This is a genomic window from Streptomyces sp. NBC_00887 (assembly GCF_045207585.1).
The window spans coordinates 9,906,812-9,931,025 of the sequence record NZ_CP108788.1; the positions used below are offsets into that span (position 1 = coordinate 9,906,812).

Genomic DNA, 24,214 nt, shown 5'->3' on the forward strand with positions numbered 1-24,214 from the left:
TATCGACCGCCTGACCTGTGCCCATACCTCCACAAGCCGAGTGCCCACTGGCTCGGCCAGGTCGCCGCATCCGGCCGGCACGCCACTGCTCTCCGGAGCCGGTGGCTTCGCAGGCGCCCGGACTTTCCAGACCCCGCTGTCCGGGCGCCGCCGTTGCCACCGGCTCCGACGCCGTCACACAGACCGAGGTCCCGAGGGGCACCGCCCCCACTGGCCGATGACGATTCCGGTGCGCCGTGGTGGCGCGACGACCCGCTCTCGATATCGTCCAGTGGGGGCGGTGCCCGCGAGCACCCATGGTTCTTCCGCGAGGCAGTTGAAGCGGGACCGGCGAGCGCCGCCCGTGCGAGGTTCCATTCTCGCCGATAGGCACGGCTCGAAGGGGAGTTGCCGCCGAACACTGGCGGGCCCTGTTCGGCGGCACACCTGTAGGCCACAGGTCCTTCGACGACGTACTGCGGTTCTGGCTGACCCTTGCGATGACGGCAAACTCGCGGCCAACAGCGCGGCGGCCCGGTGGCTGATGGAAGCCTCCCGGACTGACTTTCACGATTTCTGTTATGCCCTCCCGAGGCCAAGGTCCCCCTTGCACCGGGCGATCCGACTTCCGTACTCGGGCCGGTGCACGCGGCACACCCGCCGGGGCGGCACAGCCGCCGTCACCCGAGACGAATACCTCAGCGAAGCCGCACTACCGGCGTAGCCGCCGTAGTTGCCGTGCTGGTCACGGGAGGCGCTGTCGCATGCATGACCGTGTCGTCGGACGGAGAAGGGGACATGGTCCGCTCCGCGGCCGCTCTCTGGCCGAGACGCCCCCCGCCGCACACTCCTCCTCCCCGTCACCCACTGCCCCGGCGTCCGCCTCCCTTGGTAGGTACGTGCCTGTGGGTCCGACAGCATTCGGCTCACCTGGGCTCACCCAGGAGCGCGCTGTCCATGGCGCCGTGGCGCCTGCCCGCGAAGTGCCGCCTGTCTCACTGGTCGCAGCCCGGGGCGTTTTCAAGGGCCGTCAGCGGCCTAGGAAGCCGCCGCACTCCTCTGGCGATGCCTCACCCGCTACCTGCTCGGCCAGATAGGCCGCGCGCAGCCCTTGGCGGGCGCGGGCAACCAGGGACGTGACGCCGCTGGGACTGAGACCGAGCAGCGGAGCCATGGTGCCGGGGGCCTGGCCCTCTACGGCCGACTGCCACAAGGCGATCTGCCAGCGCTCAGGGAGTCTCCGGAATGCTCGGCGCACCAAATCCGCGTCCTCCTGCACCAACATCAGCTCCTCTCCGCTCGCTGCCATCGGAGCGTCGGGCAGTCGAGTCTCGAGGTCGGCGGCGAGTTCGGTCCGGCGCGCGGTTGTGGCCCAGTCAGCAGCTGTGCGACGAATGGTGGCAATGAGGTAGGGCCGCCAGGGGCCCGTGGGGCCTGTCCCACCTCGTACGGCCCGCAGTGTGCGGGCGAATGCTTCCGCGGCGAGGTCTTCTGCGGTGTGCGAGTCCTGGGTGCAGCTGCGTGCGTAGATCAGAACCGAGGTGCGGTAACGCCGGTACAGCTCCTCCAACGCAGCCGCGGCGGCAGCTGGCGGACCGCTGCGGATACGCGCGGTCAAGTCAGGGTCTGCGAGGGGTATTCGAGGGGCGATGTAGGCGGTGGCGCTTTCGGACATGGTGATCACCTGGTGGTGGTGCGGTCGGATGGGGCCGCGGGGAGGGAGCCGGCACCTATGCCGTCCGCTCGTGCGGTGTCCCCGAGACTCCAAGGGCAAGTGCGACTTCGGCCCTGGGATCGCCCTGCCGCGCGATAGTGGATCAGTCAGCCCGGTTCATCAAAACCGTCGGCCTTGTCGGCGACGGCGCAGCCGGTCGGCACGCCCCTGCATGCGGCGATGGTGGCAGCCGGTGTCGCGGTCCGCCATGAATGCCAACGGGCTTTCGATGTGCCGGTCCTGCGACGGGACATGTGCGTCGCCTCTCCGTGACGGTGTGCGTGGAGGAATGGTGGATTCGGTGCGCTTCGCGGGCTCGATGTGCACCGACGAATGGTGAGGCTCCGTCATGGCGTCTGGTTCGAAGTTTCGGACAAGAGCCTGCAACACATCGGGTCTATGAGCAAGACCTGGAGTTGAATTCCCGTGAGATTGAGGGAAAGAGTGGCGTATCATCGGATCTATCGCTCCGCGTGACGCCCGCCTGCCATGCGCTGAGGGCCCAACGGATTTCGGTCGGGTCAACGTGACGGCGCGCCCGGCACGTTGACCCGACCGGTGTCTTCCGATGTGCTGCCATCCGAGCGAGAGAACTGGGGCTGGAGAGTCATTCATCGGGCAAATCTTTCGGGATCACTCTCAACTATCGGGATATTCATGACGAATGTGACGACCCAAACCTCCGTGTGTGAGAAGTATTGATCCGATGTCTCGTCGACTCTATGGTGTCACCGCCACGAGCCTCCTAGAGCCGAGGAGATGCGCACGCGATGATCAGAAGATCTGGAACGCGGAAGTGGGGGCTTCTCCCCCCGCTTGCTGTGGTCGGGGTGCTGTGCGCAGCGTCGGTCACGAGTGCGGCCATGGCTGCACCTGAAACCGGGGCCATAGCCGCAGCAGCCGACCCCTTCACCCTGTGGTACGCCAATCCCGCCGCCGACTGGCACAAGGAAGCACTGCCCATCGGCAACGGAGCCATGGGGGCCACGGTGTACGGGGGAGTGGGCATAGAGAAGCTTCAGTTCAACGAAAAGACACTGTGGACAGGGGGGCCGGGGGCCGCCGGATACAACTCGGGCAACTGGACCTCGCCCCGTCCGGCGGCGCTACAGGAAGTCGTCGACACCATCAACCGCGACGGACAGGCCGGTCCGCCCTGGGTCGCCGGCAAGCTCGGCCAAGCCAAGACCGGCTTCGGTGACTATCAGACCTTCGGCGACCTGAACCTGTCGATGTCCGGAGGAGAGCCCTCGTACACGAACTACCGCCGCTCCCTGGACATTCGCAACGCGGTCGCCGGTGTCAGGTACGACGCGGGCGGCGCCATCTTTGAGCGGGAGTACTTCGCCAGCCACCCGGACAAGGTCATCGCCGGGCGACTCGGCGCGAACCAGGCCGGCAAGGTCTCGTTCACGCTCGGATACTCCTCGCCGCGAAGTGACTTCACCGCCACGGCGAACGGCGGGCGGCTCACCATTCGTGGCAAGCTCGCCGACAACGGTCTCGTCTTCGAGTCGCAGATCCAGGTCAAGACCCAAGGCGGCGCGGTCACCGACAGTGGTGGTCAGGTGACGGTCACGGGTGCCGACAGCGCGACCTTCGTGATGAGCGCGGGAACCAACTACGCTCAGAAATACCCAAGTTATCGAGGCGCAGACCCGCATGAAAGCGTGTCAAGGGCCGTCGACGCGGCGTCCGCCAAGTCGTACGACAGCCTCAAGAGCGCCCATACCGCCGATCAGCAGGGCCTGTTCGACCGGGTGAGACTCGACATCGGCCAGTCGATGCCCGGTCAGCCCACCGATCAGCTTCGCGCCAGCTACTCGGGTGGGGCGTCCGCGCAGGACCGGGCCTTAGAAGCGCTCTTCTATCAGTACGGCCGGTACCTGCTGATCGCCTCTTCGCGGCCTGGGTCGCTGCCCGCGAATCTGCAGGGGGTGTGGAACAACTCGACGTCTCCGCCATGGAGCGCCGACTATCACACCAACATCAACCTCCAGATGAACTACTGGCCCGCCGCCCAGACCAACCTGGCCGAGACCGCCGAGCCGTTCACCGCGTTCGTCGAGGACCTGAAGAACGCGGGCACTAGGTCCGCGACGGACATGTTCGGTTCGCCCGGTTGGGTTGTGCACAACGAGACCAACCCGTACGGCTTCACCGGCGTCCACAACTACGCCACTTCGTTCTGGTTCCCCGAGGCCAACGGCTGGCTCGCCTCGCAAGTCTATGACCAGTACCTCTTCAGCAAGGATACGGCGTTCCTGCGTGACCGCGCCTATCCGCTGCTGAAGGGCGCCTCGCAGTTCTGGCTGCAGAACCTGCGCACCGATCCGAGGGACGGCAAGCTGGTGGTGACGCCCAGCCTCTCGCCCGAACACGGGGACTTCACCGCCGGTGCTTCTATGGCCCAGCAGATTGTGTGGGGGCTGCTGACCGACACGCTCGCCGCGGCCAAGGAACTGAACGTCAGCTCTTCCTTCCAGGGCGACCTCCAGGCGGCACTGGGCAAGCTCGACCCCGGTCTGCGCGTGGGCAATTGGGGTCAACTGCAGGAGTGGAAGGCTGACAGGGACAGGAGTGACAACACCCACCGCCACGTCTCCCACTTGTATGCCCTTCACCCGGGCCACCAGATCTCCCCGGACACGACGCCCAGGTTCGCCGACGCGGCCGAGGTGTCACTGGACGCGCGCGGAGATGGCGGAACCGGGTTTGACTCCCCCGGCTGGAGCAGGGCATGGAAGACGAACTTCTGGGCGCGGCTGCTCGATGGTGATCGCGCGCACAAGTTGCTCGCCGAGCAGCTTAAGTCAAACACCTATCCCAACCTGTTTGACTTGCACCCCCTGGGCAACGACTCCACCTTTCAGATCGACGGCAACTTCGGCGCCACCTCGGGGATGACCGAGATGCTGCTGCAGAGCCAGAGCGGCGACATCCGCCCCCTGCCGGCGCTGCCGGGCACCTGGAAGAACGGATCGTTCACTGGTCTGAAGGCGCGCGGCAACGTCACGGTGGGCGCCTCGTGGAAGGAGCACGGGGCCGCCGAGTTCACTTTGGCACCGGCCAAGAACGGCCCGGTCGCCGTACGCAGCTCCATGTTCCTCGGGGCGTTCAGCGTGGTCGACACCACCACCGGCCGGGCCATCACCCCGACACGCGATGGGCAGCGCATCAGCTTCGACGGGGAAGCCGGTCACGTCTACAAGACCACCGGTGCCCTGTCCACGGCGATCGTCGGTGTCGCCAGCAGCAAGTGCGTGGACGTCCCCGCGGCCAATTCGCAGGACGGCAACGATCTACAGCTCTACACCTGCAATGGCACTGCTGCTCAGAAGTGGACCTTCTCCGCCCCGAGCGGTGAGATCCGGGCCCTCGGCAAGTGCATGGACGTCGAGGCGGCGCGGACGGACGACGGCACACCGGTGCAGCTGTACACCTGCAACGGCACCGCCGCCCAGAAGTGGATGTATGACCAACAGAATCAGGAGCTAGAGGCCTTCGGTAAGTGCCTGGACGCCAACGCAGCCGGAACTGCCGACGGCACCAAGCTGATCCTCTACGCCTGCCACGGCAAGACCAACCAGAAGTGGCGGCTCGCCGGCTGACCGGCTCCCGGTCGACGGCCGCCAAGGAACGGTCGCCGACAAGGGGAGAACTCTTGGCGGCACACGCCACTTGTGAGGGGCGTCCTGCTTCACGATGCCCACGACCACAGGGAGGTACTGCACATGTCCATGATGTTCACACGCGACAGGGCCATCGCCTTGACCGTCACGCTCGTCGGCTTGCTGACGCTCGCCCCCACGACGTCGTCCGCCCAACCGGACCAGGGAGCTGTGGCCGCCGCCCCTGGTCCCGGAACGAACTACGCGACCGACGACCCGTTCACGGCCGAACGCACGGCGTGGTTCCGCGACAACAGGTTCGGCATGTTCATCCACTTCGGCGCCTACTCCAATCTCGAGGGCGAATACACGCGTCCCGATGGCTCGACCTGCCAGTACTCGGGAGGCGCTGAATGGCTGCAGTACCTCTGCAGCATTCCGAAGGACGAGTACGAGAAGCAGGCGGCGACCTTCAACCCGAAGGAGTTCGACGCGAAGGCCATCGTCGCGGCGGCCAAGAGCGCTGGCCAGAAGTACATTGTGATCACCACCAAGCACCATGACGGTTACGCGATGTGGCCGACCAAGCAGAACACCTGGAACCTGCGCGACCACTCGTCCTTCGACAAGAACCGCGACATCCTCGCCGAGCTGAAGCAGGCCGCCGACGCCGAAGGCATCAAGCTCGGCTTCTACTACTCGATCTGGGACTGGCACGACCCCAATTTCACCGGCGACTTCCCCCAGTACAAGGAGCGGATGCGGGCGCAGCTCAAGGAGTTGATCGACGGCTACGACCCGGACCTGATGTGGTTCGACGGGGAGTGGACCGTCGCCTCGGACCGGCCGGTGAATCCGTGGTCCGCACGCGACGGCGAGGAGTTGGAGTCCTACCTGCGTGACCTGGATCCCTCAATGGTGATCAACAACCGGGTCGGCAAGCGGCGGGTCTCCGATGGCGACTACGGCACACCGGAGCAGGAGATCCCGGAGGCACCGGTGGACGGGCAGCTCTGGGAGAGCTGCATGACCATGAACAACACATGGGGCTACTCACGTCGGGACAACAATTGGAAGTCGGGTGCAGAGCTCACCCGGAACCTGCTGAACACCACGAGTAGGAGCGGCAACTACCTCCTCAACATCGGCCCCGACAAGCTCGGACGCGTGCCCGCTCCATCCATCGCCGCGCTCAAGGAGATCGGTGACTGGCTGGACCGGTCAGGGCAGGGCGCCGCGATCTACAAGGCGGGCTTCCCCGGCGTCGTCGCCGAACCCGACTGGGGTGTGGTCAGCCGGTCGGGCAACGACCTGTACGCCTCGGTCTACCACTGGCCCGGTGCGGGCAAGCCGCTGCACCTCACCACCACCACCACCGGGTTCACCGTCGGCAGCGCGAGCGTCCTGGGTAGCGGCCAGAAGGTCACGGTCACCAAGGCGGGCGACGGATACGACATCATTCCATCCGGCGACGACACGAACCCGGCCGCCACGGTGATCAAGCTGTCGATCACCCCGCCCGCTCCTACGGCCGAGGGAACCGGCACCGGCCTCAAGGCCGAGATCTTCGACAACGACCAGCTGTCGGGGAGCCCAAGGGCCACGCGCACCGATCCGACCATCAACTACGCCTGGCGGTTTGGTGGTTCACCGGCTGAGAGTATCCCCTCGGATCACTTCGGCACCCGATGGACCGGAACGATCGAGCCGCGCTACAGCGAGAAGTACGTGTTCACGACCGTGTCCGACGACACTGTCCGGGTCTGGGTCGACGGCAGACTCATCATTGACAACACCCGGCCGCACGCGCCGACTGTCGACAAGGGCGCCGTCGATCTCCAAGCTGGCAAGAAGTACGCCATCAGGGTCGAGCACACGGAGCAGACCGGGGAGGCGCACATGAAGTTGCTCTGGTCGAGTCCGAACACGCCCCAGCAGATCGTGCCGAGTAGCCAGCTTTCGCCGAACTGAGCCAGATCAGGCGTGTCTCACTGAAGTGCCTGGCGGCAGGGCCGCGGGAACTGATCCTCTCCGTGAGGGCGGGCAGCGTGCGGCGCGGCCTCGGTGAGATCGCGCCGAGGCCGCACTGCTCTGGTCAAACGGTGCTGTCAGGCGAGGACCTTCCAGGTAAGAGTCGTGCTGAGGGTCTTGGCGATGGCCTGGTCGCGGACGGAGTCGGTCGGGTCGATGACCACTGCACTCAGGCGATGGCGCTGCGCGTGGCCTGCCTCGAGTCGCAGCTCGGAGACCAGAAGGACATTATCCGCGAACAGGCCGCAGCTCTCCAGGAGATCGTCAGACAGGGCACATAGACCCCGGAGCCGTGCCGCGCCTCCAGGACGCCGAGGATGCTGCTGGCGTCCGCCGGCGGAAACCGGGTCCCGGTGATCGCGCAGCTGGTCCAGGCCGACGAGGACACGGCGCGGGAGGTGATCCACCGGTTCAACGAGATCGGTCTGGCCTGTCTGGACCCTCGATGGGCGGGAGGCCGTCCCCGACCTGCGCCGCGTGCACGGACGCGTCATCCGCATCGGCCGGGAAGCCTTACGGTGCCTGCTCCTGCGCCGCGGCATCACCTTCCAGCGCACCAAGACCTGGAAGGAATCGCCCGACCCCGGCCCCGACGCCAAGCTCTACCGCATCGAGCAGGTGCTGGACCGCTTCCCCGACCGCATCTTCGCCTTCGACGAGTTGTGGCCGCTGGGGATCAGACCCACCGCGGGCTCCTGCTGGGCGAAGCAGGGCAGGCCCAACCGGCTGCCGGCGACCTACCGCCGCACCCACGGCGTCACCTACTTCCACGGCTGCTACTCCGTCGGCGACGACCGCCTATGGGGCGTCAACCACCGCCGCAAAGGCACCGCCAACAGCCTGGCCGCGCTGAAGTCGATCCGCGCCGCCCGACCCGACGGCGCCCCGACCTACATCCTCCTGGACAACCTCTCCGCCCACACCGGCGCGACGATTCGCCGCTGGGCGAAGAAGAACAAGGTCGAGCTGTGATTCACCCCGACCTACGCCTCCTGGGCCAACCCCATCGAGGCGCACTCCGGCCCGCTGCGCCAGTTCACCCTGGCCAACTCCAACCACCGCAGCCATCCTGCGCAGACCTGGGCCCTGCGCGCCTACCTGCGCTGGCGCAAGCCAACGCCCGCCACCCCGACGTACTCGCTGCCCAGGGGAAGGAACGAGCCCGCATCCGCAGCGAGAAGGGCATCCGCTAGGGCGGACGTCCCAGATCCGTGACGGCGTGAATGAACGACAACCGGCACAGCCAGTCGCACAGCATGAACCGTAAGGAGGGTGCTGCATTGATCAACGGGACGTTGACGCCGCCGTGGCAGAGATGCTGCAGGTGCTCAGCCCTCATACCGCCGAGGACTGGACGGTGCCAGCGGGACCGCTTGAATGGACCTGCTGGCAAACCGCAGCGCACATCGGCCACGACTTGTTGGCCTACGCAGGGCAGCTGGCAGCCCAGCCCGCCGACGCCTACCTTCCCTTTGACCTGAACGTCCGCCCCACTGCCTCACCGGCTGAGGTACTCCAGGCCATCACCGCCTGCGGCGGGCTGCTCAGCAGCGCGTTGGCTGCAGCCAGCCCGACCCTGCGTGCCTGGCACTGGGGGCAGTGCGACCCCGAAAGGTTCGCCGCGATGGGCGTCGCCGAAACTCTGCTGTCGCCTTGACGGAGATAGCGACTGCCACGATGCCTCTATCGGATGACCGATGTCGGGTAGTGCACTCAGCAGGGCTTAGGGCAAGTCGTCGCATGCACTGGGTGCGCGGGCCGACGGCGCCGTACCCGGCTAGTGGCCGGTCACCGGGGCGCTGTGAAACGGGTTGGCGGGTGCGGTCCCACCAGCTGGAGGACCGCACCCGCTTTGGACTGTGAGCGCTACGGGTGACGAAACCGTTGGGGTGGGTACAGAGGACGGACAACTAGGTGGTCTCGATGGTGTTGGAGAAGACCTCGGGGGTCACCCAAGGACCTGGACTTCGCTGAGGGAGAGTGGTCGGTCGGAGCCGACGAGCTGTACGCGGATGTAGCGGGCCTTGGTGCCGACGGGGAGTGTCAGGGATGTGCCGACCGCTTCGCTCCGGTGGGTGTGCCATACGCCGGTTTGTGCCTTGGTTGTTGCAGGGTCGTTTGACGTGAATGGTGTGTCGGAGGCGAAGACGTAGAAGTCGCGGAGGCGGTTGGAGCAGCAGTCGGTGCGGTTCCACAATTTGATCTGGCCGACTGTTTGTGAGGTGCCCAGGTCGACCTGCCACCAGGGGTTGTTGTCGAGCGGGGTGTCGGACGTGTGGGTGACCGAACCGGCGAAGAAGATTCCGTCGGCCTTGCCGTCCACAGCCCGATCCGCGCTGGATCCGAGATGGTGGGTGCTGGACTGGGTCGCCGGGCGGTTGAGCGCCATGTTGGCGAATACCTCTACTTCGCTGAGGGAGAGTGGTCGGTCGGAGCCGACGAGCTGTACGCGGATGTAGCGGGCCTTGGTGCCGACGGGGAGTGTCAGGGATGTGCCGACCGCTTCGCTCCGGTGGGTGTGCCATACGCCGGTTTGTGCCTTGGTTGTTGCAGGGTCGTTTGACGTGAATGGTGTGTCGGAGGCGAAGACGTAGAAGTCGCGGAGGCGGTTGGAGCAGCAGTCGGTGCGGTTCCACAATTTGATCTGGCCGACTGTTTGTGAGGTGCCCAGGTCGACCTGCCACCAGGGGTTGTTGTCGAGCGGGGTTTCGGACGTGTGGGTGACCGAACCGGCCGGGAAGGAGCCGTCGGCGTTCCCGTCAGCAGCACGGCTGGCCTGCCCGCTTCCTGTGAGGGTGCTGGACTGCGTGGCGGACTTGCCGAAGGCCATATTCGTGTCGATCGCGCCGTCGGAGTGCAGGGAAAAGGTCGCGATCGCCGGGGACAGCGCCCTAGACGTGTTGATCCTCAACCGGACCTTGGTGGTGGTGACGGCGTTCGGTAGGTGCAATAGGCGCTTGTACCCGATGGTTGTGGCCTTGCCGGCCTCCTGCCAGCCGTTGCCGTCCCAGACGTCGAAGGCGAAGCTGGACACGCGCTGCCCGACCTGGATGTTTTCCTGGAGTTTCACCACATTGAAGGTCTTGGCAGGCCCGAGGTCCATGACGAGGTTTCCGGTGGTTCCGTTGGGCTGCCAGGCCGTCGAGCCGTCACCGTCCAGCACGTTGCTCGGAACGTTGCCGCTGGTGTTGGAGGTGCCGGTGTCGTTGGCGGCGGAGGCACCGGAGGAGACCTTTACATTCAGGGATCGAACCCAGCTGCCGAACTGCCTCATGCGGTCCACTGCTTCGGCCGGCATCCGTCCGGTGTTGTCAGGGGCGACGTTCAGCAGGAGCTGGCAGTTCTTGCCCACCGAGTTCATATACATGTGCTGGAGGGTGGCCAGCGAGACCGGCTTGGCTCCCGGGTCCCAGAACCAGGACGGAGCCTGCAACATGCCGTCGCACTCGGCCGGCTGCCATCGGACCATGTCCCACTTGCTGGTGCCATCTGCATTGCGCTGTGACAGCAGGGCGTCACTTCCCAGATCGCTCGCAGAGTTGCTGCCGCCAGGCACGGGTATCACGGAGTCCGCCGCGGTGGCGGGATCGCCGATGTTGGGAACCGCCGACCACTCCGACACGCGATGAGTCAGCCCCTCCTCAGTGCCGACAAATCGTGCGTCGGGGCCGCCGTCCTGGAAGACCACCGCGGTCGGCTGGAGCGTACGGATCATGGTGATCCAGTCAGAAAAGTTGTAGCGCTGGGGGGCGTCCGGCCACGGGTTGGCTCCGTCCAGCCAGATCTCATCGAGCTTGCCGTACTTGGTGAGCACCTCGTAGAAGGTGTTCATGTAGTAGCGGTTGTAGTCGTCGACCGCGGGGAAGTCGAAGCCCCTGTCCGTGCCGTCACTGATGGTCGGGATGTGCGTGGGCTTCGGCGTGCTGCCGTTGCCGAACCTGCCGGCGTGGTACTCGTGACCGTCCGACGGCGAGAGATAGACGCCGACCTTGAGGCCGTGATTGCGGAACGAGTCGGTGAACGACTTCAGCACGTTGCCTTTGCCACTCATCCAGTTGCTGGAGGCCACGCCGTGGCTGGAGTAGGCCGAGGGGAACAGCAGCATGCCGTCATGGTGCTTGGCGGTGAGGATGACCTTCTTGAAGCCCGCCTCCTTGAACATCTCAGCCCACTGGTCGGTGTCCAGATTGGTTGGATTGAAGACGTCGGGGTCCTCGGTCCCCGTCCCCCATTCCTTGAAGGTGAATGTGTTCGGGCCGAAGTGGATGAACCCGGTCAGCTCTTCCAGCTGCCAGTCCAGTTGCCGCTGACTCGGCGTCAGGGACGCTGCCTTCTCCAGGATTTGTGCGGGCGTGTCGTGGTCGTTGACGGCGACGACGGGGTTCGGTGCCGCGGCGGCGGGGCCGGCCGTCACGACCGTGGTGCACAAGGCCATGAGTGTGCCAACGGACGCGACCACGGACCGTCCTACCCCCTTTCGCTTTCGGGAGCCGGCTCGGTTGATCTGAACCCTTGACATGGGTCCTCCTCCTTGCGTTCGGGTAGCGCAGAGTGACGACGGTCACCGGGGCCCGGCAGGTGGAAGGCTAGGGCAGGCCATACATCGGAGCAACACCTTTTTCACAGGGTTCAGTTGTTAAGTTGAGGCACTTTGTGACGCACATTCATCCGATCCATGGATCGTGCGGGATGCCACCCTGCGTTGGGTGTCCACGGCTGCAGTCCAGTCGCGCTCGACGCCTGAGGCCGGCGCGGCCGCCTCGGCGGGATTACTGCGATGTTGCGACAGACATCGGTTGAATACTGGCCACAGTGAATGGATGCGTGGCGCCCAGGTTGCCCAAACTTGGGAATGACTGCAGGAGGGAGGCAGTCTCCGGCAGCTGGCGAAACTTGCCCAGATCGCATGGTGCACCTACGATGAATTAAACATCGGATGTATTGCGTGCACGGCGCACACATCGGGAGGTCGAAGTGCAACACTGGCAAGTAACCTTTGGAACCCGCAGTGCCGACGGATTGCAAGGAACGCAGACGTTCATCGTTGTCGCTCCGTCGCCAGCCGTGGCACGAGACGCAGCGGGTGTGCTCGCCGAGTCCACGGGTGCGATGTATCACCGCCGGGGCGCGCGCATCGAGGTGCGCGGCGCTGCCATCGTCGAGTTGTGGCGCAGTGGTTCGTTGCACGTACGATGACGCCGTCCCTGACGACCGGTCATCTGTCATGTTTCGCGCCCTGCCTGTATCAATGGCCGGGCTGGTCCGCGGTGGGTGGCGCTTGGCCGTCGCCGTGACGTGGTGACGTCAGATGTAGGCCGACACCCTAAGGAGGGAAGGCCCCCTGACCGGAGAATTCCCGGGAGATTCCGTTCGTCAGCCAGTCCTCGACGGCGGCGACATGCACAGAGCTGGCGTCCGCGGCGAGCGAGGCGTCGCGGACGGCCAAGGCCCGGCAGATGGCCTCGTGTTTGCGATGGGCCTGCTCGCGCGTCGGCGCGTGGGTGCCGCGCACGATGCGGAGCCGCTGGGTGTGGGTGGAAAGAATGCCGAGCAATGCTGGCCTGCCAGTCGCACTCGTTGGGCAATCGAGCACCGGGTCTCAAGGCGCTGGAAACGATCATCTCTTTCGATGGCCTGGTTGGTCACTGTCATGGTGTGCCCCTCCTGCGTGGGCCGAAGCGGCGCGCGCCTGACTCTCCCCAGATGGGCGGCGCCGCTCGGCTGCTCTCAGTTGGTCACTGGAGCCGGCTACTCCTGCTTCTCGCCGGACGCGAAGCGGGAGATGATGAGCGCGACGATGATGATCGCGCCGTTGAGGAACTGGTTCCAGAGAGGCGGCACACCTGCCAGGGTCATGACGTTGACTACGAGTTGCAGAGTGAGCACACCCGTGAGCGCACCGAACAGAGTGCCCCGGCCGCCGTTGAGGCTCACACCGCCGATGACCGTGGCGGCGAAGACCTGGAAGATCCAACCGCTGCCCTGATCTGCGGAGATGGAGCCGTAGTGGCCGGTGTAGAGGATTCCGGCAAACGCGGCGAGAAGACTGCCGATGATCAGTACGGCCCACACGAGCCGGTCGACGCGGATGCCCGCGGCGCGGGCGGCCTCGGCGTTGCCGCCGATCGCATAGAGCGCGCGGCCATGACGCAGCCAGGCGAGGGTGCTGCCCCCGATGGCGAAGAGCACCGTGCAGATCCAGACCGCGGCTGGGACGCCGAGCCAGGTGGCGCTGCCGAGGTAGCTGAACGAGCGGGGCACGTTGACGATGGACTGACCCTCGGAGATAGCGATCTGCAAGCCGCGCAGCAGCGTGAGCCCACCCAGTGTGACGATGAAACCGTTGAGCCGTAGCTTGAGGATCAGGAACCCGTTGATCAGGCCGATAATGGCGCCGACCAGCAGGCAAAGCGGTATGGACGTCCACTCCGGGAGCAGGCCGAGGCCGTTGAATCTCGCACCGTGGTCGGGGAGTACGAGCCAGACGGCGACAACGGGGGCGAGGCCGATCGTCGACTCCAGAGAGAGATCCATCCGGCCGACGATGAGGACGAGCGCCTGAGCCAATACGAGCAGACTCAGCTCCGTCGACTGCTGGCCGACGCCGAGCAGATTGTCCGAGGTGAGGAACGCGGGCGAGACGATGAAGCCGATGAGGCACAGGACGAGCAGCACCGGGACCAGCGACAGATCGCGGAGCCGTGCCAGTTTGAGGCGGCGGCCTTCGGGCTCGGTGGTGCCGGTCTCCGGCAGCGCACGCAGCTCAGTGGCGGGAGGCATGCTGTTCCTTTTCGGTGGGGTCGGTTATGCCTTCCATGGCAGCGACCAGTTGTTCGTCACTCCATCCGTGCTCGAACTCGGCGATAACGCGTCCGTGGAACATCGTCACGACACGGTCGCAGACGCGCAGGTCGTCGAGTTCGTCGGAGACGATCAGTGCGGTCTTTCCATCGTCGGCGACCTGCCGGACGGTGCTCAGTAGGGACTCCTTGGACTTGATGTCGACGCCGTTGGTGGGCCTGATCGCGACCAGGACATGGGGCTCGATGGCGAGAGCGCGCGCGATGACGACCTTCTGCTGATTGCCTCCGGACAGCGCGGAGACGGGAGCGGAGGGCCCGGGAGTCTTGATGTCGAGAGCGGCGATCATGCGCGCCGCGAAGGACCGGATGCGCGAGGGCAGTACGACGCCGCACGGACCCAGCTGACTGGTGACCGTCAATGTGGCGTTCTCGGCGACGCTCCGCTGAGGGACAAGGCCCTGGATGTGCCGGTCCTCGGGGACGAAGCCGACGCCGGCAGCGAGTGCGGCGGGCACCTGCCCGGTGCGGACTTTGCAGCCGGCCACCGTGATGGTTCCGCTGTCGGGCCGACGTAGACCGGCGATGGTCTCACCGAGCTGTACGTTGCCGCTGGCGGCGGCGCCGGCGAGTCCCACCACTTCGCTGGGGCGCGCGGTCAGAGAGACCTCTTGGTAGTTGCCCTCAAGGCACAGGCCATCGATGTCGAGCAGAGGGGCACCGTCCGCACGCATCCGGCCACTGACCGACCAACTGGGCTCGGTTCCCAGAGACTGCTCTCCGGTCATCGCCTCCACCAGGGCTTGCTTGCTCAGCTCCGCGACGGGGGCGGTGACGATATGGCGGGCGTCCCGGTAGACCGTGACCGTGGTGCACAGGTCGTAGACCTCCTGCAGGTGGTGCGAGATGAACAGGAAGGCGACGCCCTGCTGCTGCAGTGAGCGCAGCTTTTCGAAGAGCCGGTCGATACCGCGTGCGTCCAGTTTCGCGGTGGGCTCGTCGAGGATGATGAACCGGGCGCCGAATGACAATGCGCGGCCGATCTCCACGAACTGGCGCTGCTCGACGGTCAGGTCTTGCGCACGGGCGGTGGGGTCGACGTCCACGCCGTACTCGGTGAGGAGGTCCTTGGCGCGATGGCGCAGCCCCTTCCAGCTGATGGCGCGCAGCGCGCCGCTGCTCTGCCGGTCCAGAAAGAGGTTCTCGGCGACGGTCAGTGCGGGAATGATGGTGGAGCGCTGATAGACGCATGCGACGCGGGAGCGCCAGGCGTCGGTGTCGCCGATGACCGGGGCAGGCTCGCCGTTGAAACGCAGGGTGCCGGTGTCCGGGCGCTGCAGCCCGGTGAGAACGTTGACGAGCGTGGACTTGCCGGCGCCGTTGCGGCCTACGAGCGCGTGAGACTCGCCGGATGCGACAGAGATGCGGGCGCCGCTGAGAGCGACTGTGGCGCCGTAGCGCTTGCTGATCCCGTCGGCCTCGACGACGGGGCCCCGTATGGGGTGGGAGTCCGCCATGGCGGAGGTGTCCTTTCCAAGGATTCCATGAGAGGCGGGTGGCCGGGGGAAGTGCCCGCCCGCCGCTCACGGGCACGGGGACTGCTAGCTGATGGAGTTGCCCCAGAGGGCCGTGTCGTCGACGTTTTCCTTGGTGACCAGGGGAGCGGGGAGCTGATCCTCAAGCCCGTTGGGCAGCTTGACGATGGTCGAGTTGTGGTCGGTTGGGCCGGGCTTGAAGGTCTTGCCCTCGGCGGCCGCCTTGGCGTAGTAGACGGCGTACCGGGCGTAGAGGTCGGCAGGTTGGGAGATGGTGGCGTCGATCTGTCCCTTACGGATCGCGTCGAGCTCCTGCGGGATGCCGTCGTTGGAGATGATGGTGATGTGCCCGGGCTTTCCGGCGGGCTTGAGCAGGCCCTTTTGCTTCAGCAGGGTGAGGGTCGGCTGCAGGAAGACCCCACCGGCCTGCATGTAGATACCGTTCAGATCCGGATGAGCCGACAGGGTCGACTGGAGCTTCGCCGAGGCGACGTCGCCCTTCCAGTCGGTGGCCAGCTCGATCACCTTGATGCCGGGAAACTTCTCCTTCATGCAGGAGGCGAAGGCCTCGGAGCGGTCACGGCCATTGATGGAGTCGAGGGCCCCCTGCAGTTCCGCGACCTTGCCCATGCCGCCGAGCTGCTCCCCGAGGTATTCGCATGCCTTGGTGCCGTACGCCCGGTTGTCGGCGCGGACGACCATGTAGACGTCACCCTTGTCGGGGCGTGTGTCGACGCTGACGACGGGGATCTTCTTCGTGGCGAGCTGGTCGAGCGTGGAGGCGATGGCACCAGTGTCCTGCGGCGCCATGACGACAGCCTTCGCTCCGGTGTTCTGTAAGACCTGGACGTTGGCAACCAGTTTGGTCACGTCGTTCTGGGAGTTGCTCACCGGCAGGGTCTTAACCCGCTGGTGCTTGGTCTCCTGGTCGATGTACTGGGCGTAGGAGTTCCAGAAGTCGGAGTCCGACCGCGGCAGGTCGATGCCGACCGAGGCGTCGCTGCTGGAGACGGAGTCGGTGTTGTCGCGGTTGCAGGCCGTGGCGAAGCCGGCGACGAGGGCCACGGCGGCGGCGGCCGCGATTCTGGAGGAGCGAGGCTTCATCGTGCTGTTCTCCTTGGCTGGGTTGCCGACGCGTTCTGTCTGGCATGACAGGGGGATCGAGGCCCATACCGAGAGGTGACCCGGCCTTGGTCATGCCCTCGTCCAGGGAGAGCGGCCGGTTGATGCCCCGTGTGATCCGCGGCGGGAGGCGGATCTAGCCCCACAGTCATCGGATGGCTTGTGATAATGAGGACCATACGAGTCGGGAAACGGCCTGACAAGAGGACAACCCTGATCATTCGTACCCGTGGCGTCGTCAACCTGAGATCGCTCCCGCGGAGCTTTCTAGATCGCCTCTGACCTGCACATTTGTGCAGTCCTCCGCATGTGATCGTCCGCAGTCATCGGATGACTTCTTGCGGACGGGTGATGTCGGCCGTATGATCGCGCTAGACGGATTCATCCGATGTGTTGATCTGCGAGGCGCTGTCGTCCAGCGCATCGAACGGGAGACGAGCATGAAGCTACTGCGCATCGGTGCGCCAGAGGCGGAGATTCCGGCAGTTCTTGGAGAGAACGGCACCGTGCACGACCTGCGGAGCCTGACTGCCGACATCGACGCGAGTTTCCTCGCCTCTGGAGGGATCGGCCAGGTGCGGCAGGCGCTTGCCGACGGCGCGTTGCCGCCCCTCGTCTCGGTCGGTCAGCGGATAGGCGCGCCTGTCGTTCGCCCCGGCAAGGTGGTGTGCGTCGGTCTCAACTACCGCGACCACGCAGAGGAGACCGGCGCGGCCGTCCCGGAGCGGCCGGTCGTCTTCATGAAGGACCCGGCCACCGTGGTGGGCCCCTATGACCAGGTCCTCATCCCGCGCGGTTCGGTGAAAACCGACTGGGAGGTCGAACTAGCGGTCGTCATCGGACGCGAGGCCCGCTACCTGGCGAGCCCGGACGAGGCCGCCGAGCACATCGCCGGTTACGCGGTCAGTCACGATGTCTCCGAGCGCGAGTACCAGCTCGAACTCTCCCCCCAGTGGGACCTCGGCAAGTCTTGCGAGACGTTCAACCCGATGGGCCCCTGGCTGGTCACAGCCGACGAGGTCAGCGACCCTCAAGCACTGGGATTGCGCCTCACAGTGAACGGCACCACACGCCAGGACGGCACCACCAAGAACATGATCTTCAACGTTGCCCATCTGGTCTGGTACCTGAGCCAGTACATGGTGCTGCGCCCGGGCGACGTCATCAACACCGGCACTCCGGCCGGCGTGGCCCTTGGCCTGCCGGGTACCCCTTACCTGCGCAAAGGCGATGTCGTCGAGCTGTCCATCGATGGCCTCGGTACCCAGCGCCAGACCTTCATCAACGCGTGAAAGGCATCGAGTTGTCCGCAACCACAGCGCGGATCACCGCCGTCGACACCTACGACATCCGCTTCCCCACCTCGCGGGGGTTGGACGGGTCCGACGCGATGAACCCCGACCCCGACTACTCCGCCGCGTACGTCATCCTGCGTACCTCGTCCGGCGGCCATGAGGGACACGGCTTCACCTTCACCATCGGCCGTGGCAACGATGTTCAGGTTGCTGCCATCAACGCGTTGAGTGACCATATCGTCGGACGTTCCGTCGCCGCGCTGTGCGCCGACCCCGGCTCCTTGTATCGCGACCTCATCGGGGACAGTCAGCTGCGCTGGCTGGGCCCGGAGAAGGGCGTGATACACATGGCGATCGGGGCCGTCGTCAACGCCGTCTGGGACCTCGCAGCCAAGCATGAGGGCAAGCCGTTGTGGCAGCTCCTGGCCGACGCCGATCCGGCATGGCTGGTGGACCAGGTCGACTTCCGCTACATCAGCGACGCCCTGACCCCCGACGAGGCCTTGGAACTGCTCAGCAAGGGCAGGCAGGGGGCTAGCGAGCGCGCCGCCCAGCTTCTGAAACACGGCTACCCCGCGTACACCACCTCCCCTGGCTGGCTCGGCTACTCCGACGAGAAGCTGACCCGCCTGGCCAGGCAGGCCGTCGCGGAAGGCTTCACTCAGATCAAGCTGAAGGTCGGGGCCGACCTGGAGGACGACATCCGTCGATGCCGCGCGGCCCGCGAGACGCTGGGACCGAAAATTCGGATCGCCATCGACGCCAACCAGCGCTGGGACGTCGCGGCGGCCATCGCATGGACGACAGCCCTCGCGGAGTTCGACCCGTACTGGGTGGAGGAGCCCACCAGCCCGGACGACATCCTCGGCCACGCCGCCATCCGCCGCGGTGTCCACCCCATCAAGGTCGCGACCGGCGAGCACGTGCAGAACCGTATCGTCTTCAAGCAGCTCCTCCAGGCTGGCGCTATCGACGTCCTCCAGATGGACTCGGCCCGGGTGGCCGGAGTCAACGAGAACCTCGCCATCCTGCTGCTGGCGGCGAAGTTCGGCGTCCCGGTGTGCCCGCACGCCGGAGGCGTGGGCCTGTGCGAACTCGTCCAGCACCTGTCGATGTTCGACTACGTGTCCTTGTCAGGCAGCACCGAGGACCGGGTCATCGAGTTCGTCGACCATCTCCACGAGCACTTCGTCGACCCAGTGGTGATCAGCGACGGCCACTACCAGGCACCCACCAGGCCCGGCTTCTCCGCCGACATGCATCAAAGCAGCATCGACGCCTTCACCTACCCCCACGGCGCGTTCTGGGTCTCCGACGCGGCCCGCACCGAGCCCGCCACGGACCCAGAGGACCAGGAATGACCACCGACCTCTACGGACACAGGGCACTGGTCACCGGCGGTGCATCAGGTATCGGCCTCGCCACCGCCATGCTGCTGAGCGAGCGCGGAGCGGACGTCGCCGTACTCGACGTCGACCCCAGCGGCATCGGCACATCGCTGCGCGGCTTCACCGCGGATGTCGCCGACGATGAATCCGTCCGCGCGGCCGTCGAAGGGGCGGCCGAAGCCCTCGGCGGGATCGACATCCTGGTCAACAACGCCGGCATGGGGGCGGTCGGAACGGTGGAGGACAACCCGGACGAGCAGTGGCTCCGCGTCCTGGACGTCAACGTGCTGGGCATCGTGCGCACCACCCGTGCCGCCCTGCCATACCTGCGCCGCTCCTCCCGTGCCTCGGTGATCAACACCTGTTCCATCGCCGCCACCGCCGGCCTGCCCCAGCGGGCCCTGTACTCCGCGAGCAAGGGTGCGGTCCTCTCGCTCACCCTCGCCATGGCCGCAGACCACGTTCGCGAGGGCATCCGCGTCAACTGCGTCAACCCCGGCACCGTGGACACCCCGTGGGTGGGGCGGCTGCTGGAGGCCACCGACGACCCGGCCGCGGAGCGGGCCGCACTCAACGGCCGTCAGCCGAACGGCCGGCTTGTCACCGCCGAGGAAGTGGCTGCCGCCATTGCCTACCTCGCTTCCCCCGCAGCCGCCAGCACCACCGGGACGGCCCTCGCGGTCGACGGCGGCATGGCGGGCCTGCGCCTGCGACCGGAGCCAAAGCCGTGATGCTGCGTCAGAACCGACTCGGGAACAGCACGGTGCGGGTGAGTGAACTCGCCCTTGGTGCGGCCGGCATCGGCAACCTGTTCACGCCGGTGAGCGACGTACAGGCCGAGCAGACCTTGGCCACCGCCTGGGCCTGTGGAATCCGATACTTCGACACCGCCCCCCACTACGGACTGGGCCTGTCGGAACGGCGACTGGGCGATGCGCTTCGCCGCATGCCTCGGCACGAGTACGTGCTGTCCACCAAGGTGGGACGCATCCTCGACCCGGCGCCGGATGGCATCGGCAACGACCTCGCCAATGGCTTCGCCGTGCCCGCCACACACCGCAGGCGCTGGGACTTCAGCGCCAAGGGCGTGCGCCAGTCCATCGAGGACAGCCTGAACCGCCTAGGCCTCGACCGGATCGACATCGCCTACTTGCACGACCCGGACGACCACGCCGAGCAGGCCCTGGACGAGGCATACCCGGAACTGGAACGCATGCGGGGCGAAGGTATCCTCGGCGCCATCGGCGTCGGCATGAATCAAACCGAGTTGCTCGTCCGATTCATCCGGGACACCGACATCGACGCCGTCCTGCTGGCCGGCCGCTACAGCCTCCTCGACCAGCGCGGACTCGACGAACTGCTGCCACTCGCCCTTCAGCAGGACGTGGGCGTCGTCATCGGCGGCGTTTTCAACTCCGGCCTTCTCGCCGACCCCCGTCCAGGTGCGACCTTCGACTATGCCCCTGCCCCCAGTGACCTGGTGGCACGCGCGCTCGACCTCAAAACAGTCTGCGAGTCGCACGGCGTGCCCCTACGTGCCGCCGCCCTGCGATTTCCGTTCGGGCACCCTGCCGTCTCCGGAGTCCTGGTCGGTGTCCGCAACTCCCCCGAGATCGAGGACGCCGTCGCCATGCTCCACTTCCCCATCCCGGTCGCGCTCTGGGCCGAGCTCAAGGAGCGCGGGTTGCTCGCCGCCGACGTGCCGACCCCCCAAGAGCAGGGCTGATGCGCATCGCGCTGTTCATCACCTGCTTCAACGACATCATGTGCCGTCGAGGCCAAGCGTGCTGCCAAGCGCTTGCCCAGCCCCGAGGCCATGGTGATGAAGGCGGCGGCTTCCGTCCTCGACCACCCCAGGGTGCTGGCCGGCCCAGAAGGCTGCGGCGGTCGGCGGACGTCTCCTCGCCAGGGGCGGGCACATCGGGCGGCTTCCCAGCCCGCTGCACGGCTGGTCAGACATCCGCGACACACCGGCGCCGCCGGCCGAGTCCTTCCGCAGCTGGTGGCGCAGGAACCGGGAAGGTGACCATGAGCAGCCGTGAGGCCATCCTCGGACGCGTTCACGCCGCCCTCACCGACGTCCCGCTGGGCGAGCGGCCCGATGACGTCCCCGTCCCTCGGGACTACCGGAAAACCCATACCGAACCGGACGAGGACACCGTGGCCCTCCTTGCCGAACGGGTCGCCGACTACCGTGCCGCCGTCTCCCGTACCGATCGTGCAGGACTGCGCGATGCCATAGCCACCGCGTTGAGCCTGCGCGGCGCCACACGACTGGCGCCGCCGGACGGGTTCCCTGGCGAGTTGCTACCGCCGGGCGACTGGGAGTGGCATCCCGAACCAATGGACGTGCCCGCCCTGGACACCATGGATGGAGCGATCACGCTCGCCTCCGCCGGGATCCCTGTCACCGGCACCATCGTCTCGGACGCCGACGCCGACCAAAACCGCCGCGCCCTGACGCTCATTCCGGACTACCACCTCTGCATCATCCGTGCCGAGCAGATCGCCGACGACGTCCCCGGTGCCCTCGCGCGACTTGACCCGCGGATGCCCCTGACCTTCCTCTCGGGACCGTCCGCCACCAGTGACATCGAGCTCGACCGGGTCGAAGGCGTACACGGCCCCCGAACCCTAGACGTCATCGTCGTCGACCCCACGTCCTCGGAGCAGCCATGAGAATCGCCCTGCACACCCGCGTCCGCGCGGACCGGATCGAGGAGTACGAGGCTGCCCACCGCGCCGTGCCCGAGGAACTCACTGCCGCCATCCGGGCCGCCGGAGTCACGTCCTGGACCATCTGGCGCAGCGACCGCGAACTCTTCCACCTCCTCGAGTGCGACGACTATCCGCGCCTGCTCGCCGAGCTGGAGCACCTTCCGGTCAACATCGTCTGGCAGGCCAGAATGGCCGAGTTCCTCGACGTCGTCCACGACTACTCCGAGGCCGGCGCGGCGGCGGGGCTCCCGGTGGTGTGGCAGCTGTGACGGATCGGCCGATCATTGATGCGCACCATCACGTCTGGGACCTCACGGTACGCCCGCAGCCGTGGATCGCGGGCGAGGAGCTTGCGCCGCTGGCACGCTCCTTCTCCGCTGCGGACCTCGCCACCGAGGCGCGTGCAGCCGACGTGGTCGGCACCGTGGTCGTCCAGACCGTCTGCGTGCCTGAGGAGACACCTGAGCTCTTGGCTCTCGCGGCTCGCAGCGACCTCGTCGCAGGTGTCGTCGGCTGGACCGATCTGACGGCCCCGGATGTTGCCGATGCAATCGCCGCCCTGCGCGAACAACCCGGCGGGGAACACCTTGTCGGCATCCGTCACCAAGTTCAGGCGGAGCCCGATCCGCATTGGCTGCTCCGTCCTGATGTGCAGCGCGGCCTCACCGCTGTCGCCGAGGCCGGTCTCGCCTACGACCTTGTCGTCAAGCCGCACCAGCTGGCCGCGGCGGCGGCCGCCGCGGCTCAGATCATCGGCCTGACCTTCGTCGTCGACCACCTCGGTAAACCGTTGATCGCGAGCGGCTGGCTCGACCCCTGGGCAACCGACCTGCGACGCCTGGCGGCCCTGCCCAACACCGTGTGCAAGCTCTCCGGGATGGTCACTGAGGCCGCTCCGGGTTCCTGGCGAACCCAGGATCTCAAGCCCTATGCCGAGACGGCACTGGATGCCTTCGGCCCGCGACGTCTGCTGTTCGGTTCCGACTGGCCCGTGTGCACCCTGCAAGCCTCATATAGCACCGTCGTCGAAGTCGCCGACGAGCTCACAGATTCACTCGGCGTAGAGGAGAAGGCAGCGGTGTTCCACGGCAACGCGACCCGGGTCTATCGGCTGTAGCGCATCAGGTGCCAGAGCCTGATGTGATCGACGCATTCCGACCCGGCTGGGCCGCCGCAGTCAGGCCGCGTCCTGCCCGGTCGCGCTGGGACTATGCTTCAGAGAACAGGAACCTGGGAGGCTTAGCAGTGCCAGTCACCGATGAGGCGATCGAGAAGATCAAGGCCATGATCGTCAGCGGTGAGCTCCGTCCCGGCTCGAAGCTTCCCAAGGAGGCCGTCCTCGCCGAGCGGCTCGGCCTGTCACGCAATTCCCTGCGCGAGGCGGTCAAAGCACTCTCACTCATCCGCGTCCTGGACGTACGGCAGGGCGACGGCACGTACGTTACGAGCCTGGAGCCGAACCTGCTCCTGGACGCGCTGGGTTTCGTGGTCGAATTCCACCAGGACGACACTGTCCTGGAGTTCTTGGAGGTTCGCCGCATCCTGGAACCTGCGGCGGCGGCGATGGCCGCTCGGGTGATGTCCGACAAGGACATCGCTGCTCTGCGGGAGGTACTCGACGGCCTCAGCGAGGATGCCGCGCTGGAGGAGCTGATCGACAACGACCTCGAGTTCCACCGCAGGATCGCGTCCGGCTCGGGGAACACCGTGCTCTGCTCGCTGATCGATGGGCTGTCCGGCCCGACAGCACGGGCACGGATATGGCGCGGTATGACGGAGGAGGGTGCCGTCGAGCGGACTCGTCAACAGCACCGAGCCATCATGGAGGCCATCGCAGACCGCAATCCCGATCTCGCGTCAGCGTGGGCGACGGTCCATGTGGCGGGGGTCGAGCAGTGGCTGCGCGGCATGCTGGGCACCTCCGAGTCACCGCTGGGCTGAACGGAGCCCGGGGCGCTTCCAGCAGCCTTCCCGTGCCCGGGCTCGCCGGTTCGGGCTCAGCGGACGGCTGATCAACTACC

The 24,214-nt window shown here is 66.4% G+C and carries 20 protein-coding genes and 1 pseudogene; 14 read left to right on the plus strand and 7 right to left on the minus strand.

Going from position 1 to position 24,214, the window contains the following annotated elements:
* Nucleotides 1-1,009: 1,009 nt before the first annotated feature.
* Nucleotides 1,010-1,654 carry an RNA polymerase sigma factor gene (locus tag OG844_RS45150; protein ID WP_406387326.1) on the minus strand — a complete coding sequence of 215 codons (645 nt, stop codon included), beginning with the start codon at nt 1,652-1,654 and terminating at the stop codon, nt 1,010-1,012.
* A 902-nt stretch (nt 1,655-2,556) separates the two neighbouring features.
* Here OG844_RS45150 and OG844_RS45155 point away from each other — a divergent pair.
* Both OG844_RS45155 and OG844_RS45160 read left to right on the plus strand, forming a co-directional pair.
* Nucleotides 2,557-5,304 (plus strand): glycosyl hydrolase family 95 catalytic domain-containing protein, encoded by a 2,748-nt coding sequence (locus OG844_RS45155; protein ID WP_406387324.1) that lies wholly within the window; start codon nt 2,557-2,559, stop codon nt 5,302-5,304.
* A 129-nt stretch (nt 5,305-5,433) separates the two neighbouring features.
* Entirely contained in the window at nt 5,434-7,275 is a 1,842-nt protein-coding gene (locus OG844_RS45160; RefSeq protein WP_406395939.1) for an alpha-L-fucosidase, read from the plus strand.
* Nucleotides 7,276-7,412: 137 nt separating this feature from the next.
* On the opposite strand, the gene OG844_RS45165 is transcribed toward OG844_RS45160, so the two are convergent.
* A complete protein-coding gene (locus tag OG844_RS45165) occupies nt 7,413-7,742 on the minus strand; it encodes a hypothetical protein (protein ID WP_406396387.1) in 330 nt (109 codons plus the stop codon).
* Between OG844_RS45165 and OG844_RS45170 the strand changes: the two are divergent.
* A pseudogene (locus OG844_RS45170) lies at nt 7,653-8,528 on the plus strand (transposase). The gene OG844_RS45165 and the pseudogene OG844_RS45170 overlap by 90 nt on opposite strands.
* Nucleotides 8,529-8,641: 113 nt before the next feature.
* Entirely contained in the window at nt 8,642-8,992 is a 351-nt protein-coding gene (locus tag OG844_RS45175) for a DinB family protein (RefSeq protein WP_406387323.1), read from the plus strand.
* Between the two features lie 291 nt (nt 8,993-9,283).
* Here the strand turns inward: OG844_RS45175 and OG844_RS45180 are convergent, their stop codons facing one another.
* Complete coding sequence (locus OG844_RS45180; protein WP_406387322.1) at nt 9,284-11,764, minus strand: discoidin domain-containing protein; 2,481 nt, start codon at nt 11,762-11,764, stop codon at nt 9,284-9,286.
* A 635-nt stretch (nt 11,765-12,399) separates the two neighbouring features.
* Here OG844_RS45180 and OG844_RS45185 point away from each other — a divergent pair.
* On the plus strand, nt 12,400-12,531 hold the full coding sequence (locus OG844_RS45185; RefSeq protein WP_406387321.1) for a hypothetical protein: 132 nt from the start codon (nt 12,400-12,402) through the stop codon (nt 12,529-12,531).
* Between the two features lie 127 nt (nt 12,532-12,658).
* Here the strand turns inward: OG844_RS45185 and OG844_RS45190 are convergent, their stop codons facing one another.
* The 4 genes from OG844_RS45190 to OG844_RS45205 form a co-directional block, all read right to left on the minus strand.
* Nucleotides 12,659-12,889: a hypothetical protein gene (locus OG844_RS45190; protein WP_406387320.1), complete on the minus strand. Its 231-nt coding sequence runs from the start codon at nt 12,887-12,889 to the stop codon at nt 12,659-12,661.
* 194 nt (nt 12,890-13,083) lie between these two features.
* Nucleotides 13,084-14,115, minus strand: coding sequence for an ABC transporter permease (locus tag OG844_RS45195; protein WP_406387318.1), 1,032 nt, complete (start codon nt 14,113-14,115; stop codon nt 13,084-13,086).
* Complete coding sequence (locus OG844_RS45200) at nt 14,099-15,652, minus strand: sugar ABC transporter ATP-binding protein (RefSeq protein ID WP_406387317.1); 1,554 nt, start codon at nt 15,650-15,652, stop codon at nt 14,099-14,101. Before OG844_RS45200 ends, OG844_RS45195 begins: the two co-directional genes overlap by 17 nt.
* An 84-nt stretch (nt 15,653-15,736) precedes the next feature.
* Nucleotides 15,737-16,774: a sugar ABC transporter substrate-binding protein gene (locus OG844_RS45205; protein WP_406387316.1), complete on the minus strand. Its 1,038-nt coding sequence runs from the start codon at nt 16,772-16,774 to the stop codon at nt 15,737-15,739.
* Nucleotides 16,775-17,232: 458 nt separating this feature from the next.
* Here OG844_RS45205 and OG844_RS45210 point away from each other — a divergent pair, with 458 nt between their 5' ends.
* From OG844_RS45210 to OG844_RS45250, 9 genes are all read left to right on the plus strand, one after another.
* The gene (locus OG844_RS45210) at nt 17,233-18,084 is read left to right on the plus strand and encodes a fumarylacetoacetate hydrolase family protein (protein ID WP_406387315.1); all 852 of its coding nucleotides are present in this window, start codon (nt 17,233-17,235) and stop codon (nt 18,082-18,084) included.
* Nucleotides 18,085-18,095: 11 nt separating this feature from the next.
* Nucleotides 18,096-19,448 (plus strand): L-fuconate dehydratase, encoded by a 1,353-nt coding sequence (locus OG844_RS45215; RefSeq protein ID WP_406387314.1) that lies wholly within the window; start codon nt 18,096-18,098, stop codon nt 19,446-19,448.
* Nucleotides 19,445-20,206: an SDR family NAD(P)-dependent oxidoreductase gene (locus OG844_RS45220; protein WP_406387313.1), complete on the plus strand. Its 762-nt coding sequence runs from the start codon at nt 19,445-19,447 to the stop codon at nt 20,204-20,206. Before OG844_RS45215 ends, OG844_RS45220 begins: the two co-directional genes overlap by 4 nt.
* A 2-nt stretch (nt 20,207-20,208) precedes the next feature.
* On the plus strand, nt 20,209-21,201 hold the full coding sequence (locus tag OG844_RS45225; RefSeq protein WP_406395938.1) for an aldo/keto reductase: 993 nt from the start codon (nt 20,209-20,211) through the stop codon (nt 21,199-21,201).
* A 214-nt stretch (nt 21,202-21,415) separates the two neighbouring features.
* Entirely contained in the window at nt 21,416-21,517 is a 102-nt protein-coding gene (locus OG844_RS45230) for a hypothetical protein (protein WP_406396385.1), read from the plus strand.
* Nucleotides 21,504-22,154, plus strand: coding sequence for a lactate utilization protein C (locus OG844_RS45235; RefSeq protein ID WP_406387312.1), 651 nt, complete (start codon nt 21,504-21,506; stop codon nt 22,152-22,154). Before OG844_RS45230 ends, OG844_RS45235 begins: the two co-directional genes overlap by 14 nt.
* Nucleotides 22,151-22,462 (plus strand): L-rhamnose mutarotase, encoded by a 312-nt coding sequence (locus tag OG844_RS45240; protein WP_406387310.1) that lies wholly within the window; start codon nt 22,151-22,153, stop codon nt 22,460-22,462. Before OG844_RS45235 ends, OG844_RS45240 begins: the two co-directional genes overlap by 4 nt.
* On the plus strand, nt 22,459-23,310 hold the full coding sequence (locus tag OG844_RS45245) for an amidohydrolase family protein (protein ID WP_406387309.1): 852 nt from the start codon (nt 22,459-22,461) through the stop codon (nt 23,308-23,310). Before OG844_RS45240 ends, OG844_RS45245 begins: the two co-directional genes overlap by 4 nt.
* Nucleotides 23,311-23,438: 128 nt before the next feature.
* On the plus strand, nt 23,439-24,134 hold the full coding sequence (locus tag OG844_RS45250; RefSeq protein ID WP_406387308.1) for a FadR/GntR family transcriptional regulator: 696 nt from the start codon (nt 23,439-23,441) through the stop codon (nt 24,132-24,134).
* Nucleotides 24,135-24,214 lie beyond the last annotated feature (80 nt).